This window comes from Nocardiopsis ganjiahuensis DSM 45031, from assembly GCF_000341085.1.
GTDB lineage: Bacteria > Actinomycetota > Actinomycetes > Streptosporangiales > Streptosporangiaceae > Nocardiopsis > Nocardiopsis ganjiahuensis.
On sequence record NZ_ANBA01000004.1, the window covers coordinates 1 to 14,454 of the forward strand.

Genomic DNA, 14,454 nt, shown 5'->3' on the forward strand with positions numbered 1-14,454 from the left:
CCGGCCCGGGTGCGCCGGTCCGGACCGTGCCCGGTAGCGACCGGTGAGCCGCAAGATCCCACTCGCCGAGGGTGAGACCTGCCGCACCGCGTGCGCCCCCGCGGCGCTGCGCGCCGGGGTGGACGAGAACACCGGTGAGCTCCTGTCGGCGCCTGTGCTGGCCAGGCGGGTGGGCTGGGCCACCGACCTGGTGTCCCATATGGCCTCCTCCCTGCTCAGCGAGCGCTGGAACACCACCGACGTGGACACGCTGGCCGCTGGGGTGGATACGGGAGGCCGCAAGCTTCCGTCGAATGCGTGGATGGCGCTGCGCCGTCTGGGCTGGACCACCGCACCGCCCCAGGGTGTGCGGGTCAACGACCGGATCGTGCGCATGGCCCAGGAGCTAGCCGGGCGCGCTGTGCGGTCGGTGAAGTGGCGCGCTGATGTGGTCGCCGGGGTCCTGGCCACCTGGCCCGCTGATCCGACCAAGCGCACCGAAGCCGAGTGGGAAGCGGTACGTGCTGCGATACCGGGCGGTGAGTACCTGCCCTCCAGCGTGATCCGCTCCCGTACCCGCCAGATCACCTCGTACCTGCGTAAGCACGAACGTCTCCCGGCTGATGTGTTCGAGCTGGAACCGTCGCCCAGTGTGCCGCGGATGCTGCTGCTGTCCGCCTGTGACGCCCAGCAGGCCACCATCGAACGCTCCGCCACCGAGCCGACCAAGGCCCTGCTGCGGTTGCAGCTCCCCACCCGCCCCGACCCCGCCTCCTACCGGGACTGGACGTGGGTCGCCTGCCCGATCACGTTTCCGCCCACGATCCCGGCCAACGCCGTGCTCCACCTGCCCGCCCTGCGCAACCTCGGCGGGAAGGTACGCGCCGACTTCGCCTACACCCACCCCGTGCCCAAGGCGTCGGGCTCCGGGCACACCGTGGCCCTGGGCGTGGACTGGGGCCTGAACACCCTGCTCAGCGCGGGCGCGGCCCGACTCCACCACGACGGGCGCATCACCGCGCTCGGCACGGGCGGGCAGTTCCGAGCCGCCGGGGTGCTCGCCAAGCAGCACCGACTCCGCAAGCAGTCCGAGCGACTGCACGCCAAGACCGACCAGTACACACGGCTGGCCGACCCTGCCTTGGAGGGCAAGGTCGCCGTACTCGCCAAAGAGATCGAGCAGGTCTCAAAGCGCCGCTCCACCCTCAACCATGCTTTGGCCTGGAGCGCTGCCCGCTGGACGGTGGACCAAGCCCTCGCCGCCGGGGCCACGGTCATCTACCTCGAAGACCTGCGATCGATGGAAGCCGGCGGCATGGGCCGCACGCACAACACCCGCCTGTCCCAGACCGTGCGTGGACGCATCGCGGAGCGCATGCGCCACCTGGCCGCCGAGATCGGCATCGCCGTGGTCACCGTGCCGCCCACGAACACCTCCAAGCACTGCCCGAACTGCCTGGTCCCACTCAGGCACCGCAAAGCTCCCGACCGCCCCACCGAGCCGGGCTGGAAATGGGCCCTCTGCCCCAACCCTGAATGCGGGTGGCAGGGCGACCGCGACCAAGGAGCCTGGCGACGCATCGCCGCACGCGGCCTCGCCCACCAGACCACGACCGTCGTGGACACAACCAGCAGCACCATGGTGATCCGCAAGGTCGTGGACCAGCTCGAAGCCAAGGCCCTCATCAGCACAGCCATCCCGAAAGCCAGCCGCAAAGACCGGTCCAAGACCGGACCCACCCGGCCCCGAACCAACCGTCCCGCGCCCAGGCGACGCGGGATTCCCTCCCCAACACGGTCTTCGGGTTGTGCTGGCCAGCGTCCGGAGGGACACGCACCACCGGGCCGGACAGGGCTGCCTCGCGCAGCCCACCGGCACCAGGGTGTGAGAACGATCAGCGCACCCACCACCCGGCCGCACCGGGCCAGAGGGGCGGCGCTGGGCGCGGGCTTCCACCTGCACGCCCACGCCACCCCACCGCGGTGGGCAGATCCTCCCTCAGACACCATCAGTCTTACCGAGGATCACCAAGCAGATCAGAGACGCTAGAGGATCCGACCGACGACCCGTCCCGACCTGGCCGGAAACACGTCCTGGGCCGACCCCGGCCCGCGCGGACATGAGGAACCCCGGTGCGGCCGTCCTCCGCACCGGGGTTCGGCGACTCCCGGCACATGCTCGGTTGGTTTCCGTCGCGTCTCGTTGGACGGCCAACCCCCGCAAACGGTTCGCATTGCGCGCAAGGTTTTTGTCCCGAAGAGGGGAGAAAGATCCCCCACCGCCACGAACCGGTGCTTCGTCGCGCCTCGGAGACCACGGGCCGCCGGGCCGGCCGGCTCACCGGCGGTCGTGAGCATCAGATCCACTACCCCCGGGTAAGGCTGTGATGCAGACCACATCGACCCTTCCCTCAGTGAGGTGAAAGCGCCCATGTCGACGGTCGAACCACAGTCCGGGGCCCAACCCGAAGTCGACGAACGCCAGGCCCGCCAGGTGGCGGAGCAGGCCCGTGAGAGCGGGTGGAGCCGGCCCAGCTTCGCCAAGGAGCTGTACCTGGGCCGCCTGCGCCTGGAGCTGGTCCACCCCTTCCCCCGCCCCGACGAACCCGCCCGCCGGCAGGGCGAGGCCTTCCTCGCCCGGCTCCGGGAGGTGTGCGAGGGCATCGACCCGCAGCGAATCGAACGCGAGGAACGCATCCCCGACGAGACCATCGCGGCCCTGCGGGTGATCGGCGCGTTCGGGATGAAGATCCCCACCGAACACGGCGGTCTCGGCCTCACACAGGTCTACTACAACCGTGCCCTGATGCTGGTCGGCTCCGTCTCACCGGCGATCGGCGCCCTGCTCTCCGCCCACCAGTCCATCGGCGTGCCCCAGCCGGTCTCCATGTTCGGCACCGACGAGCAGAAGCGCGCCTTCCTCCCCCGCTGCGCCGCCGGCGCCATCAGCGCCTTCCTGCTCACCGAACCCGACGTCGGCAGCGACCCGGCACGGCTGCACTCCACGGCCACGCCCACGGAGGACGGTTCGGAGTACGTGCTGGACGGGGTCAAGCTGTGGACCACCAACGGCGTGGTCGCCGAGCTCCTCGTGGTGATGGCACGCGTTCCCGAGGGCCCCGGGCACCGGGGCGGCATCACGGCGTTCGTCGTCGAGGGCGACTCCCCCGGCATCACCGTGGAGCACCGCAACCGCTTCATGGGGCTCAAGGGGCTGGAGAACGGGGTCACCCGCCTGCACCGGGTCCGTGTGCCCGCCGCCAACCGGATCGGCGAGGAGGGGCACGGGCTGCGCATCGCCCTGACCACCCTCAACACCGGGCGGCTCTCCCTGCCGGCCATGTGCGCGGGCGCGGGCAAGTGGGCCACCAAGGTCGCCCGCGAATGGGCGCGTGAACGCGTGCAGTGGGGCCGCCCGGTCGGCAGGCACGAGGAGGTGGCCAAGAAGCTGTCCTTCATCACCGCCACCGCCTACGCCATGGAGGCCATGCTGGACCTGTCCAGCCAGATGGCCGACGACAAGCGCCACGACATCCGCATCGAGGCGGCCATCGCCAAGCTGTGGGCGTCGGAGATGGCGTACACCGTCGCCGACGAACTCGTCCAGGTCCGCGGCGGGCGCGGTTTCGAGACCGCCGACTCCCTGGCCGCGCGCGGCGAACGCGGGGTGCCCGCCGAACAGATGCTCCGTGACCTGCGCATCAACAGAATTTTTGAGGGATCGACGGAGATCATGCACCTCCTGATCGCCCGTGAGGCGGTGGACGCGCACCTGTCCGTGGCCGGGGACATCATCGACCCCGACGCCGGCCGCTCCGACAAGGCGCGCGCCGCCGCCAGGGCGAGCGGGTTCTACGCCCGGTGGCTGCCGACCCTGGTGGTCGGGCAGGGCCAGGTGCCCTCGGCCTTCGCGGAGTTCGGGCCGCTCGCCCCGCACCTGCGCTTCGTCGAGCGCGCCTCGCGCAAGCTGGCCCGGTCCACGTTCTACGCGATGTCGCGCTGGCAGGGGAGGATGGAGGTCAAGCAGGGCTTCCTCGGCCGGGTGGTGGACATCGGCGCCGAACTCTTCGCGATGAGCGCCGTGGTGGTCCGCGCCCGCTCCGACGCGGACGCCCACCCCGAGCGCGGCACCACCCCGCTCGAGCTGGCCGACGTCTTCTGCCACCAGTCCCGGCTGCGGATCGACGCTCTCTTCGAAGGGCTGTGGTCCAACACCGACGACCTGGACGGCAAGCTCGCCCGCCGCCTGATGGACGACTCCTACACCTGGTTGGAGGAGGGGGTCATCGACCCGTCGCTGCCCGGGCCGCTGATCGCCCCCGCCGCCCCCGGGCCGTCCGAGAAGGAGAACCGGCACCGCCGGATGGGGTGAGACCGGGCCGGGGCGGCCGTCTCCGCGAGGACCGCCCCGGAGGTCCGTCCCCCGGGAAATGTCGTGGGCGGGGGCTACGGTGATCAGATGGCTGCACCGCACCCCCGCCGCGACGCGGAGTTCTCCCTGCCCCAGGCCCGTCGGATCGCCCTGGCCGCCCAGGGCTTCCAGGACCCCAGGCCCGCCGCCGAACCCACCCTCGCCCACCTGGCGCGCGTCGTGCGCCGGGTGGGCCTGCTGCAGATCGACAGCGTGAACGTGCTGGCCCGCAGCCAGTACCTACCGGTCTTCGCGCGGCTGGGCGGCTACTCGACCGCCCTGCTGGACCGGGCCACCACCACCGCCGCGGGCAACAGCCCGGCCCGGCTGGTCGAGTGCTGGGCGCACGAGGCGAGCCTGGTGCCGCCTGCCACCCACCGCCTCATGCGGTACCGGATGGAACGCAACCGCGCCCAGGAGCACGTGGGGTGGATGAACGGCATCCGGGAGAAGAGCCCCGAGCTGGTCAAGGCGGTGCACGAGGAGGTGGCCCGGATCGGCCCGGCGACCGCCCGAGAGGTCGAGGCCGCCCTGGCCCACGACGTGCCGCGCGCCAAGGACCACTGGGGCTGGAACTGGTCCGAGGTCAAGAAGTGCCTGGAGTACCTGTTCTGGATCGGCGACCTCACCTCCAACGGCCGCAACACCCAGTTCGAGCGCCGCTACGACCTTCCCGAGCGCGTCCTGCCCGCCGACGTCCACGCGCTGCCGCACCCCACCCCGGAGGAGGCCCACCGCGAGCTGGTGGCCGTGGCCGCCCGCGCCCACGGGATCGCCACCGAACCCGACCTGCGCGACTACTTCCGGCTCAAGGGCAGCGAGTCCAGAGCCGCCGTCGCCGACCTCGTGGACTCCGGTGAGCTGGTCCCGGTCACGGTGCGCGGCTGGGACCGCCCCGCCTACCTGCACAAGGACGCCCGCGTCCCGCGCAAGGTGGACGCCCGGGCCCTGCTGAGCCCCTTCGACTCCCTGGTGTGGACCCGCGACCGCGCCGAGGAGCTGTTCGGCTTCCGGTACCGCCTGGAGATCTACGTGCCCGCCGCCAAACGCGTGCACGGCTACTACGTGCTGCCGTTCCTGCTCGGCGAGGACCTGGTCGCCCGCGTCGACCTGAAGGCCGACCGCGCCTCGGGCACCCTGCTGGCCCGCCGGGTCACCCTGGAGGAGGACGCCCCCGCCGACACCGTGCCCGAACTGGTGGAGCAGTTGGAGGAGATGGCCGCCTGGCTCGGCCTGGAGAACGGAGTGGCCGGCGAAGGGCTGACCGACCCTGTCCGCTGACGCCTCACTCCCCGCGGGTGAGGTCCATGATCTCGTCGGTGGTCATCCCGGTGTCGCTCTTCCCTCGCAGCCGTTCGACAAGGTTTTGTCCTCGGGAAGCCTCTCCGGGCAACGGGGTGAACCCCTCCATCGCGGCGGCCGCACGCAGGTTCTTGTCGAACACCGCACATGAAGTACAGCTCGGGTCAGCCGACCGGACGGCTTTCGCGGAGGCGAGCTGCACCGCGCCGTACGCTCTCAGACCGTGCACCGCCGTCAGCCGGACTGCTTCCTCGAGGATCTCGGCCGTGATCCTGACAGCGGAGAAACGTCGCTCCTCACCGGGCGTACCGAAGTAGTCGGCCTCGAAGTCAGCAATCAGGATCCGGGTGTCCTCAACACCCAGTTCCCCCATCCGGTGCTTGCGCCAAAGGGCGGCTGGAAGCTCAACCCTGGTCATCTGTGATACCACCAGAGGACCCGCCAAGTCACGGACCTCGCTACTGGCGTGTTCATCCGCGTAGAGCTTGACCACAGCGGATGTGTCAGCGAAAACGCTCATCGCGCCCTTCCGCCACAAGATCCTCCAACGGAGTTCCCCCTGCTGCCGCGCGGCGGGCCTTCTCGACGGCCTCACGGCTCGGTCGGGAACGCGGGGCCCCGGAGACATCCAGCAGCCCGGCCTGCGCGAGTTTGGCCCGGACGGCTTGGGCCTCGTCACTCTCCAGGTCAGGATCGGTAGCCGCACGCATCACTCGGGTGACGTACTCGTTCAGACTGACACCGCGTCGTTCCGCCGAGCACTTGACTCTGTGCATCAGCTCTTCTTCTGTTCTCCACGTCATCTGGCTCATGACTGCATGCTAGATGCATGCATGCCTGCTATCAAAGGTCTTTTCCGAATCGGATACGAGAGCGGGCCGCGCACCCTGGTGCCGGTGCGCGGCCCGTCGTGTTCGTGCCTGGGTCAGACGCGTTCGATGATGGTGACGTTGGCCTGGCCGCCGCCCTCGCACATGGTCTGGAGGCCGTAGCGGCCGCCGGTGCGCTGCAGCTCGTTGACCAGCTTGGTCATCAGAACGGAGCCGGTGGCGCCCAGGGGGTGGCCCAGGGCGATGGCACCGCCGTTCGGGTTGACCTTGGCCGGGTCGGCGCCGAGCTCGTCGATCCAGGACATCGGGACCGGGGCGAAGGCCTCGTTGATCTCGGTGACGTCGATGTCGTCGATGCTCAGACCGGCCTTCTCCAGGGCGATCTTGGTCGCCGGGATCGGCGCGGTGAGCATGTAGACCGGGTCGTCGCCGACCAGCGACAGCTGGACGATGCGGGCCAGCGGGGTCAGGTTGTGCCGCTCGACGGCCTTCTCGGAGGCGATGAGCAGCGCCCCGGCGCCCACGGAGATCTGGCTGGCGACCGCGGCCGTGAGCTCCCAGTCCTCACGCAGCGGCTTGAGCCCGGCCATCTTCTCCATGGTGGTGTCGGGGCGGATGCCCTCGTCCTTGGCCACCCCGGCGATCGGAGCGATCTGGGAGTCGAAGTAACCGGCCTCCTGGGCGGCGGCGGCGCGCTTGTGGCTCTCCAGCGCGAACTCCTCCAGCTGCTCGCGCTTGTAGCCCCACTTCTCACACATGAGCTGGGCGCCGCGGAACTGGGAGATCTCCTGGAAGCCGTACCGCTCGATCCAGCCCTCGCCGTACAGCGGGAGGTCGTTGTCGATGGCGAACTGGACGTTGGCGCCCATGGGGACCATGCCCATGTTCTCCACGCCGGTCGCCACGACCAGGTCCTGGGTGCCGGACATGACGCCCTGGGCGGCGAAGTGGATGGACTGCTGCGAGGAGCCGCACTGGCGGTCGATGGTCACCCCGGGCACGGTCTCGGGCAGACCGGCGGACAGCCACGCGGTGCGGGCCAGGTCCAGGGCCTGCGGACCGGCCTGGCTGACCACGCCCATGATGACGTCCTCGACCGCACCGGGGTCGACCCCGGTGCGCTCGACGAGCTCCTTGAGGACGTGCGCCCCCAGGTCCGCCGGGTGCACGGCGGCCAGGGCGCCCTTCTTCGTGCCGACGGGGGTGCGTACCGCACCGACGATGTAGGCCTCAGCCACTGGGTCCTCCAAGGGGCGTGGAATGTGACGTCTGAACCGAACTGTATTCGGTTTTGGGTTCCTGGCAAGACCCCGCCCCCCGTTTTCCCGGTTCCCGCCCAGCTCAGCAACCGAAGGTCGGTGCTGTCGGCTAGAGTTCCGAGCCTTCCGGAAGACGGACCACAGTGACGAAGAGAGGCGAGCGACCGTGGGCGCCAAGGCCAGCATGCTCCTCCGTTCCGACGGCGACACCACCGCTGCCCTGCGGCACGCGATGGACGTCCTGCCCCAGGGCTCGGCCGATCTGGTCCGGAGCACCTTCCCGGACCGGGTCGGGGAGCCCGAACCGGTGGGGGCCGGGTCGCTGGACGGGGTCGGCTACCCGCCCGAGGGAATCACCTACGCCGCCCGCTTCCCGGGGCTGGAGATCGTCTGCGCCCAGGACCTGTTCCTGCCGGGGTCGAAGCTGCCTCCGCACCTGGTGACGGCGGGCCGGGGCCGCCGCGTCGTCTCGCTCTGCGTGCACAGCGTGGTGGATCTGCTGGCCTTCGCGGTCTGGGACGACGGCCGACTGGTGCGCTCGCTCAGTGTCTGCCCCGAAGACGGGGTCACCGAGGACATCGGGGAGCCGCTGCCCTGCGAAGCCCCCTACTGGGCGGGCGAACGCCGCCTCGAACCCGGGTTCCCCGGCGGAGCGCCCTACCCGTTGCCCTTCCATCCCCTGGAGATGGCCCGGGACGTGGCGGAGGCACTGCTCGGCTTCTGGTTCGAGGGCCTTCCGCCCGGGGACGGCTTCGCACCGGAACGGGTCGCTCTGGACGGTTTCCGCACCTCCTCCTGTCCCCGGCCGCGCTAGGCCCTGTTTTTTGGATCATTCCGCCCACCCGTCGCCCGCCACCACCCTCGACGGACGCCTACGGCGCAGTGCCTTCGCGGAACCAGGCGGCCTCTCCCCGCGCCGATGTCGGCTCCGCCGACACGAGCGAAAGCATCCAGAAAAACAGGACCTAGCCCTCTCCGCGCTCGTGGTGGCGCAGGCGGGCGGCGTCGCCCTCGTCGCCCAGGGTGTTGCCGGTGACCCGCTCCAGGACGTCGAACACGTCCGGGTGCTCGTCCGGACCGAAGTCGGCGAGCAGCGAGCGCAGCGCCGTCCGCTGCGCCTCGTAGAGGTTCCGCACGGCGTCCTCGCCCCGCCAGTTGAGCTCCCAGGGCTCGTCCTGGTTGGCGAGGTATCCGGCGTCCAGCAGCTCCTGGTGGACGTCCTCCCACCGGGAGGCGTCCAACCCGGACATCCGGTTCAGGTCCGCCGCGCTCATCGGCCCCCTGACCCCGATGTGGCTGAGCGCCCAGCAGGCCTCCGTGGAGACCTCCAGCCCGCCCGCCTCGCGCAGCCGCGCGTACATCGTCTCCGCGCCCTCGGCCCCGCAGGCCGCGTAGATCTCACGCTCCACCTCGGCCATCGCGGAACGGCTGGGCGACGCCACCGGGGACACCGACTCGTCGAGGTTCGCGGCCCTGATGGTGGTGCGGAGCCGGTCCTGGCGCAGGAACAGGGCCAGCACGAAGCCGACCAGGGCGACCGGGACCGCCCACAGGAACACCATGTCGATGGCGTCGGCGTAGGCGTCCAGGAAGCCTGCCTGGACCTGCGGCGGCAGCCGGTCGATGGCGCTCGGGTCGCTCTCCAGCGAGGCCGCGTCCACCCCCGGCGGCATGTCGGCCTGCCCGGCCCGGGCCGCCAGGTTCGAGGCGAGCTGTCCGGCGAACACCGCACCGAACACCGCCGTACCGAAGGACCCGCCGATGGACCGGAAGAAGGTCGCCGCGGAGGTCGACACACCCAGGTCGTCGTAGGAGGCGGCGTTCTGCACCACCAGCACCACCACCTGCATCACCAGGCCCAGCCCGGCGCCCAGGACGAAGAAGTAGGCCCCCATCTCCACCAGGGAGCTGTCCGCGCCCATGCCGGACATCAGGTAGAGGCCGATCGCCGTGAGCGCCATCCCCGCGATCGGGTAGACCTTGTAGCGGCCGGTCCTCGTCACCAGGCGGCCGCTGGTGATGGAGGTGATGAGCATGCCCACCACCATCGGGAGCAGGTGCAGGCCCGACGCGGTCGGTGAGAGCCCGTGGACGACCTGGAGGAACAGCGGCAGGAACGCCATCGAACCCATCATCGCGAAGCCCACGCAGAAGCCGATGGACATGGCGACGACGATGGTCCGGTTGCGGAACAGGCTGAGCGGCATGACCGGGTCGTCGGCCCGGCGGGCGGTCAGCCACCAGCCCACGCCCAGGACCGCGGCGGCCACGGCCAGGGTGATGATCTGCCAGGACAGCCAGGCGTAGAGGCTGCCGCCCCAGGAGGCCACGAGGGTGAGGCAGACCGCGGTGGCGGCGAGCAGCACGATGCCCGCGTAGTCGATGCTCTGGCGGCCCGCCGGGGTCTGGCGGGGCAGCACGGCCAGGACGGTGAGGAAGGCGACCAGCCCCAGCGGGAGGTTCACGTAGAACACCCACCGCCAGGACAGGTGGTCCACGAACAGGCCGCCCAGCAGGGGCCCGGCCACGCTGGAGACGCCGAAGACCGCGCCGAACAGGCCCTGGTACTTGCCGCGTTCCCTGGGTGAGACGACGTCGCCGATGATCGCCGAGGCCAGCACCATGAGACCGCCGCCGCCGATCCCCTGGAGCCCTCTCGCCAGAACCAGCTGGAGCATGTCCTGCGCCATGCCGCACAGCGCCGAGCTCACGAGGAAGATCGCGATGCACCACAGGAACAGCTTCTTGCGGCCGAACTGGTCGCCGAGCTTGCCCCAGAGCGGGGTGCTGGCGGTGACGGCCAGCAGGTAGGCGGTGATCACCCAGGACAGGTGGTTGAGGCCGCCGAGGTCGGAGACGATCGTCGGCAGGGCGGTGGAGACGATGGTCTGGTCCAGCGCCGAGAGCAGGACGGCGAGCATGAGAGCGGTCATGATGAGCGCGATCCGCCCCCCGTGGGGTTCGCCCCGTTCATGGTGCTCGCGCTGGTCGGCGGTGCTCTGTGACATCGGTTCGCCTCCCGGATCGAAGCCACCGCGCACGCCGTGGCCCTGCTGCGGCGGCAGGCCTACTGCCTCCACTACCCTGCTGCGGCCACCCTAGGAAGCCAACCCCGCCAAACCATCAGGAACCGCCCGCCCGGCCCGTAACTTTGCCCCGGCTTGCCCCCTGCCCTTCAAAACCGAACGCGATTCGGTTACCGTGTGGGAACACCAGTGATCCCCGACACCCTTCCGGAGCAGAGCATGCAGCGGGAACTCTTCGACGCCGACCACGACCTCTTCCGCGAATCGGTGGCCGAGTTCCTCAAGAGGGAGGTCGTCCCCTTCCACGACCAGTGGGAGAAGGACGGCATCGTGCCCCGCGAGGTGTGGGTGAAGGCCGGCGAGGTCGGCCTCCTCGGCCACGGCGTCCCCGAGGAGTACGGGGGCACCGGGCTGAACGACTACCGGTACAACCAGATCGTCAACGAGGAGATCTGCCGGGCTCACGGCAGCGGCCTGGGCGTCACCCTCCAGAACGACGTCATGGCGCCCTACATGGTGGGGCTGACCACCGACGAGCAGAAGAAGCGCTGGCTGCCCGGCTTCGCCGGCGGCGAGCTGATCACCGCGATCGCCATGACCGAGCCCGGTACCGGCAGCGACCTCCAGGGGATCAAGACCTCCGCCGTGCGCGACGGGGACGAGTACGTCGTCAACGGCAGCAAGACCTTCATCACCAACGGCATCAACGCCGACCTGGTCGTCGTGGTCTGCCAGACCGACCCCGAGGCCGGAGCACAGGGCTTCTCCCTGATCGCCGTGGAGCGGGGCATGGCCGGTTTCGAGCGGGGCCGCAACCTCGACAAGATCGGCATGAAGGCGCAGGACACCGCCGAACTGTTCTTCGACAACGTGCGCGTCCCGGCCGCCAACCTGATCGGCACCGAGGGCCAGGGCTTCATCCACCTGCTCCAGAACCTTCCCCAGGAGCGGCTGTCGATCGCCACCTGCGCGGTCGCCTCGGCCGACTACATGCTCCAGCACACCATCGACTACTGCCGTGAGCGCACCGCCTTCGGCCGTTCGATCGGGCGCTTCCAGAACACCCGTTTCGTCCTGGCCGAGTTGGCGACCGAGGTGGACCTGGGCCGTACCTACGTCGACCGGGGCGTCGAGCTGCTCAACAAGGGTGAGCTGACCGTCGAGGACGCCGCCAAGGCCAAGTGGTGGACCACCGAGATGTGCAACCGGGTCATGGACCGTTGCCTCCAGCTTCACGGCGGGTACGGGTACATGATGGAATACCCCGTGGCACGGGCCTGGCAGGACACCCGCGTTCAGACGATCTACGGTGGCACCACCGAGATCATGAAGGAGATCGTGGGCAGGGGCCTGGGCCTGTAGCCCGGGTGCGCGTCCGCCGGGCACGCCCCAGGGCGTGTGTCCGTCGAACACGCCCCAACCCCCGTTCGGAAGGGTCCGGTCATGAGCGGATCGTGGGACGGCCTCATCGTGATGGGGCTGCTGGTGGTACTGCTCGTCATCCTCGTGCGCAAGCTCCGGCCCAGGATCCACATCCCCTGGGCAACCAGCGGCATCGTGGTGTTCTTCGTCTTCGTGTGCCTGCTGCTGTGGGCCAACTCCTATCGCTGAACCCGGCCCGGGGCCGGTCCTGACGGCTCCCCGGGCCCGGACGCACCGAGGGCCCGCCGCTCCCAGCACCTCATCCGGGAGCGGCGGGCCCTTCGGCGTCCGGGGGGAAGGCCGGGGCGCCGGACGGTCCGAAGGCGGGTAAGGACCGTACGACCGTGCCCGACCGTGGTGGTCCGGCGGGTCAGGGGCGGATCGGGGAACGGGGCGGAGAGCCGGCGGGCCTGGGATCAGGGGGCGTACGGGTCGAAGTCGATCCCGTCGGGGAGCGCCTTGGCCAGGGAGTCACCGAACCGGTCGTCCTTCAGGTCGAGCTGGGCGGCTCCGAAGTCGGCCGCCACGAAGAGGTCCCGGATGCCCTCCGGGTACCCGTCCCAACCCACCAGGTCCGGGTACTGCCACTCGCCGTAGTGGTTCTCCGGCGGGTCGTCGTGACCGGCGGCGAACCGGAAGGCGTGAGTCGAGGCGCCGTCCTTGTGGTAGACGATCTTGGGGTGGCTGCCCTCCCACAGGATGTCCCCGGCGGCACGGGTGTCGTAGTCCCCGTGGGCGGAGGCGGACACGTACCGGGCCTCGTCGTCCAGCACCCACACCACGACGTGTTCCAGGTCGTGCCGGTGGCCGCAGCAACCGTGCACGGTCTGGTCCTTCTCGAAGTAGAGCGCGTACATGTAGGCGCACCACCCGCTGCCGTCGCAGCTGGCACGGGAATAGGAATTGGTGTTGTCCAGGTCGGACCTGTCCCGGCAGTTCCCGTTCAGCGCCCCCGAGGTCTTGAGCCCCCCGTTGATACTTCCGTCCGGGCCGATGGCGGGGGTGGAATAACAGCCGTCCGTGTCGTAGTCGAAGGCCGGCTGCCATTTCGCCTCGGCCTCGGAGGAATGAGCCGGAAGCGCGTCCGGCGGTTCGGCGAAGGCCGGAGCGGCGAGCGCGACCACCAGACCCAGTGCCCCGAGGAGCGTCGCCCCGCCGCGCAGACCGCGCCCCAGCGAACGCGACACGGACCCCGAGAACCTATTGGGACTTTGTTCCATGAGGCCCCCCGGGGAACCCTGAACCGTTTCCACTTCCCCGAAGGACAATGCGCGCACCACCATTACCGAAGCCGGTCCGATCCTTTACTGTCCAATAAAGTAACGAGCCGACTACAGACAATCAAGGAGGGTAAGGAGCATTTTTTTCACAGCCGAAAACAGGTTTGCCGCGACACTGTCCCCGACCAGCGGAAAAGGACCCCGAGGTCGGATCAGAGCCGCCCGGCATCAATGATCCGCTGGAGGAACTGACGGGTGCGCGGCTCGGTCGGGTCACCCAGGACCCGCTCCGGCGGCCCCTGTTCGAGGATGCGTCCACCCTCGAGGAAGCACACGGTGTCGGCCACCTGCCGGGCGAACCCCATCTCGTGCGTGGCCAGGAGCATGGTCATCCCGTCCTCGCGGAGCCCGCGGACCAGGTCCAGCACCTCACCGACCAGCTCGGGGTCCAGGGCGCTGGTGACCTCGTCCAGCAGGAGCAGTCGCGGGGAGTTGACCAGTGCGCGGACGATCGCCACCCGCTGCTGCTGCCCGCCCGAGAGCCGGTCCGGGTACTCCGCGGCCTTGTCCAGGAGGCCGACCCGGTCCAGGAGGGCGCGCCCCCGTTCCTCGGCCTCCGCGCGCTGTCGGCGGTGCACCCGGCGCGGGGCGAGGGTGACGTTGTCCAGCACGGTCATGTGCGGGAACAGGTTGAACGACTGGAAGACCATCCCGATCCGTCGGCGCACCCGGTCCGGGTCGACCCTCGGGTCGGTGACGTGCTCGCCGTCCAGGTGGATCGAGCCGTCGCTGATCGGTTCCAGCAGGTTGGCGCAGCGCAGCAGGGTGGACTTGCCGGAGCCGGAGGCGCCGATGAGCACCACCACTCCGTGTTCGGGCACGTCGAGGTCGAGCCCGTCCAGCACCACGTTCCCGCGGAACTCCTTGCGGACCCCGCGCGCCCGCAGCACCGGGACGCCACCGCCGTCCTCCAGCCGTGAGAGCCGCTCCAGCTCACTCATCGCG

Annotated in this window: 12 protein-coding genes; 6 read left to right on the top strand and 6 right to left on the bottom strand. The window is 70.0% G+C overall.

Going from position 1 to position 14,454, the window contains the following annotated elements; all coding sequences use genetic code 11:
* Positions 1-43 precede the first annotated feature (43 nt).
* From D458_RS0104785 to D458_RS0104795, 3 genes are all read left to right on the top strand, one after another.
* The gene (locus D458_RS0104785; protein ID WP_017585587.1) at positions 44-2,029 is read left to right on the top strand and encodes a zinc ribbon domain-containing protein; all 1,986 of its coding nucleotides are present in this window, start codon (positions 44-46) and stop codon (positions 2,027-2,029) included.
* 381 nt (positions 2,030-2,410) lie between these two features.
* Positions 2,411-4,351, top strand: a complete 1,941-nt coding sequence (locus D458_RS0104790) for an acyl-CoA dehydrogenase family protein (protein ID WP_017585588.1) — start codon at positions 2,411-2,413, stop codon at positions 4,349-4,351.
* An 87-nt stretch (positions 4,352-4,438) separates the two neighbouring features.
* Positions 4,439-5,671 carry a winged helix-turn-helix domain-containing protein gene (locus D458_RS0104795; RefSeq protein WP_026119001.1) on the top strand — a complete coding sequence of 411 codons (1,233 nt, stop codon included), beginning with the start codon at positions 4,439-4,441 and terminating at the stop codon, positions 5,669-5,671.
* Positions 5,672-5,675: 4 nt separating this feature from the next.
* Here the strand turns inward: D458_RS0104795 and D458_RS0104800 are convergent, their stop codons facing one another.
* The 3 genes from D458_RS0104800 to D458_RS0104805 form a co-directional block, all read right to left on the bottom strand.
* Positions 5,676-6,185, bottom strand: coding sequence for a type II toxin-antitoxin system VapC family toxin (locus D458_RS0104800; protein ID WP_239647887.1), 510 nt, complete (start codon positions 6,183-6,185; stop codon positions 5,676-5,678).
* A 10-nt stretch (positions 6,186-6,195) separates the two neighbouring features.
* Positions 6,196-6,504: a toxin-antitoxin system HicB family antitoxin gene (locus D458_RS35250; protein ID WP_083936238.1), complete on the bottom strand. Its 309-nt coding sequence runs from the start codon at positions 6,502-6,504 to the stop codon at positions 6,196-6,198.
* Between the two features lie 113 nt (positions 6,505-6,617).
* Entirely contained in the window at positions 6,618-7,760 is a 1,143-nt protein-coding gene (locus D458_RS0104805; RefSeq protein WP_017585591.1) for an acetyl-CoA C-acetyltransferase, read from the bottom strand.
* Positions 7,761-7,947: 187 nt separating this feature from the next.
* On the opposite strand from D458_RS0104805, the gene D458_RS0104810 reads away from it, so the two are divergent.
* Complete coding sequence (locus D458_RS0104810; RefSeq protein WP_017585592.1) at positions 7,948-8,595, top strand: DUF6928 family protein; 648 nt, start codon at positions 7,948-7,950, stop codon at positions 8,593-8,595.
* A 151-nt stretch (positions 8,596-8,746) separates the two neighbouring features.
* Here the strand turns inward: D458_RS0104810 and D458_RS0104815 are convergent, their stop codons facing one another.
* The gene (locus D458_RS0104815; RefSeq protein WP_017585593.1) at positions 8,747-10,789 is read right to left on the bottom strand and encodes an MDR family MFS transporter; all 2,043 of its coding nucleotides are present in this window, start codon (positions 10,787-10,789) and stop codon (positions 8,747-8,749) included.
* Positions 10,790-11,026: 237 nt separating this feature from the next.
* Here D458_RS0104815 and D458_RS0104820 point away from each other — a divergent pair, with 237 nt between their 5' ends.
* Positions 11,027-12,169 carry an acyl-CoA dehydrogenase family protein gene (locus D458_RS0104820; protein WP_026119002.1) on the top strand — a complete coding sequence of 381 codons (1,143 nt, stop codon included), beginning with the start codon at positions 11,027-11,029 and terminating at the stop codon, positions 12,167-12,169.
* 81 nt (positions 12,170-12,250) lie between these two features.
* Positions 12,251-12,418 (top strand): hypothetical protein, encoded by a 168-nt coding sequence (locus D458_RS36895; RefSeq protein ID WP_017585595.1) that lies wholly within the window; start codon positions 12,251-12,253, stop codon positions 12,416-12,418.
* A 227-nt stretch (positions 12,419-12,645) separates the two neighbouring features.
* On the opposite strand, the gene D458_RS0104830 is transcribed toward D458_RS36895, so the two are convergent.
* Together D458_RS0104830 and D458_RS0104835 are read right to left on the bottom strand one after the other, a co-directional pair.
* Positions 12,646-13,416, bottom strand: coding sequence for an NPP1 family protein (locus D458_RS0104830; RefSeq protein WP_017585596.1), 771 nt, complete (start codon positions 13,414-13,416; stop codon positions 12,646-12,648).
* A gap of 245 nt (positions 13,417-13,661) precedes the next feature.
* Positions 13,662-14,450 carry an amino acid ABC transporter ATP-binding protein gene (locus tag D458_RS0104835; protein ID WP_051049592.1) on the bottom strand — a complete coding sequence of 263 codons (789 nt, stop codon included), beginning with the start codon at positions 14,448-14,450 and terminating at the stop codon, positions 13,662-13,664.
* Between the last annotated feature and the right edge of the window lie 4 nt (positions 14,451-14,454).

Excerpts from the sequence above, each read along its gene's own strand:
- D458_RS36895 (WP_017585595.1), top strand. The coding sequence starts at position 12,251 with ATGAGCGGATCGTGGGACGGCCTCATCGTGATGGGGCTGCTGGTGGTA.
- D458_RS0104795 (WP_026119001.1), top strand. The coding sequence starts at position 4,439 with ATGGCTGCACCGCACCCCCGCCGCGACGCGGAGTTCTCCCTGCCCCAG.
- D458_RS35250 (WP_083936238.1), bottom strand. The coding sequence starts at position 6,504 with ATGAGCCAGATGACGTGGAGAACAGAAGAAGAGCTGATGCACAGAGTC.
- D458_RS0104835 (WP_051049592.1), bottom strand. The coding sequence starts at position 14,450 with ATGAGTGAGCTGGAGCGGCTCTCACGGCTGGAGGACGGCGGTGGCGTC.
- D458_RS0104815 (WP_017585593.1), bottom strand. The coding sequence starts at position 10,789 with ATGTCACAGAGCACCGCCGACCAGCGCGAGCACCATGAACGGGGCGAA.
- D458_RS0104820 (WP_026119002.1), top strand. The coding sequence starts at position 11,027 with ATGCAGCGGGAACTCTTCGACGCCGACCACGACCTCTTCCGCGAATCG.
- D458_RS0104790 (WP_017585588.1), top strand. The coding sequence starts at position 2,411 with ATGTCGACGGTCGAACCACAGTCCGGGGCCCAACCCGAAGTCGACGAA.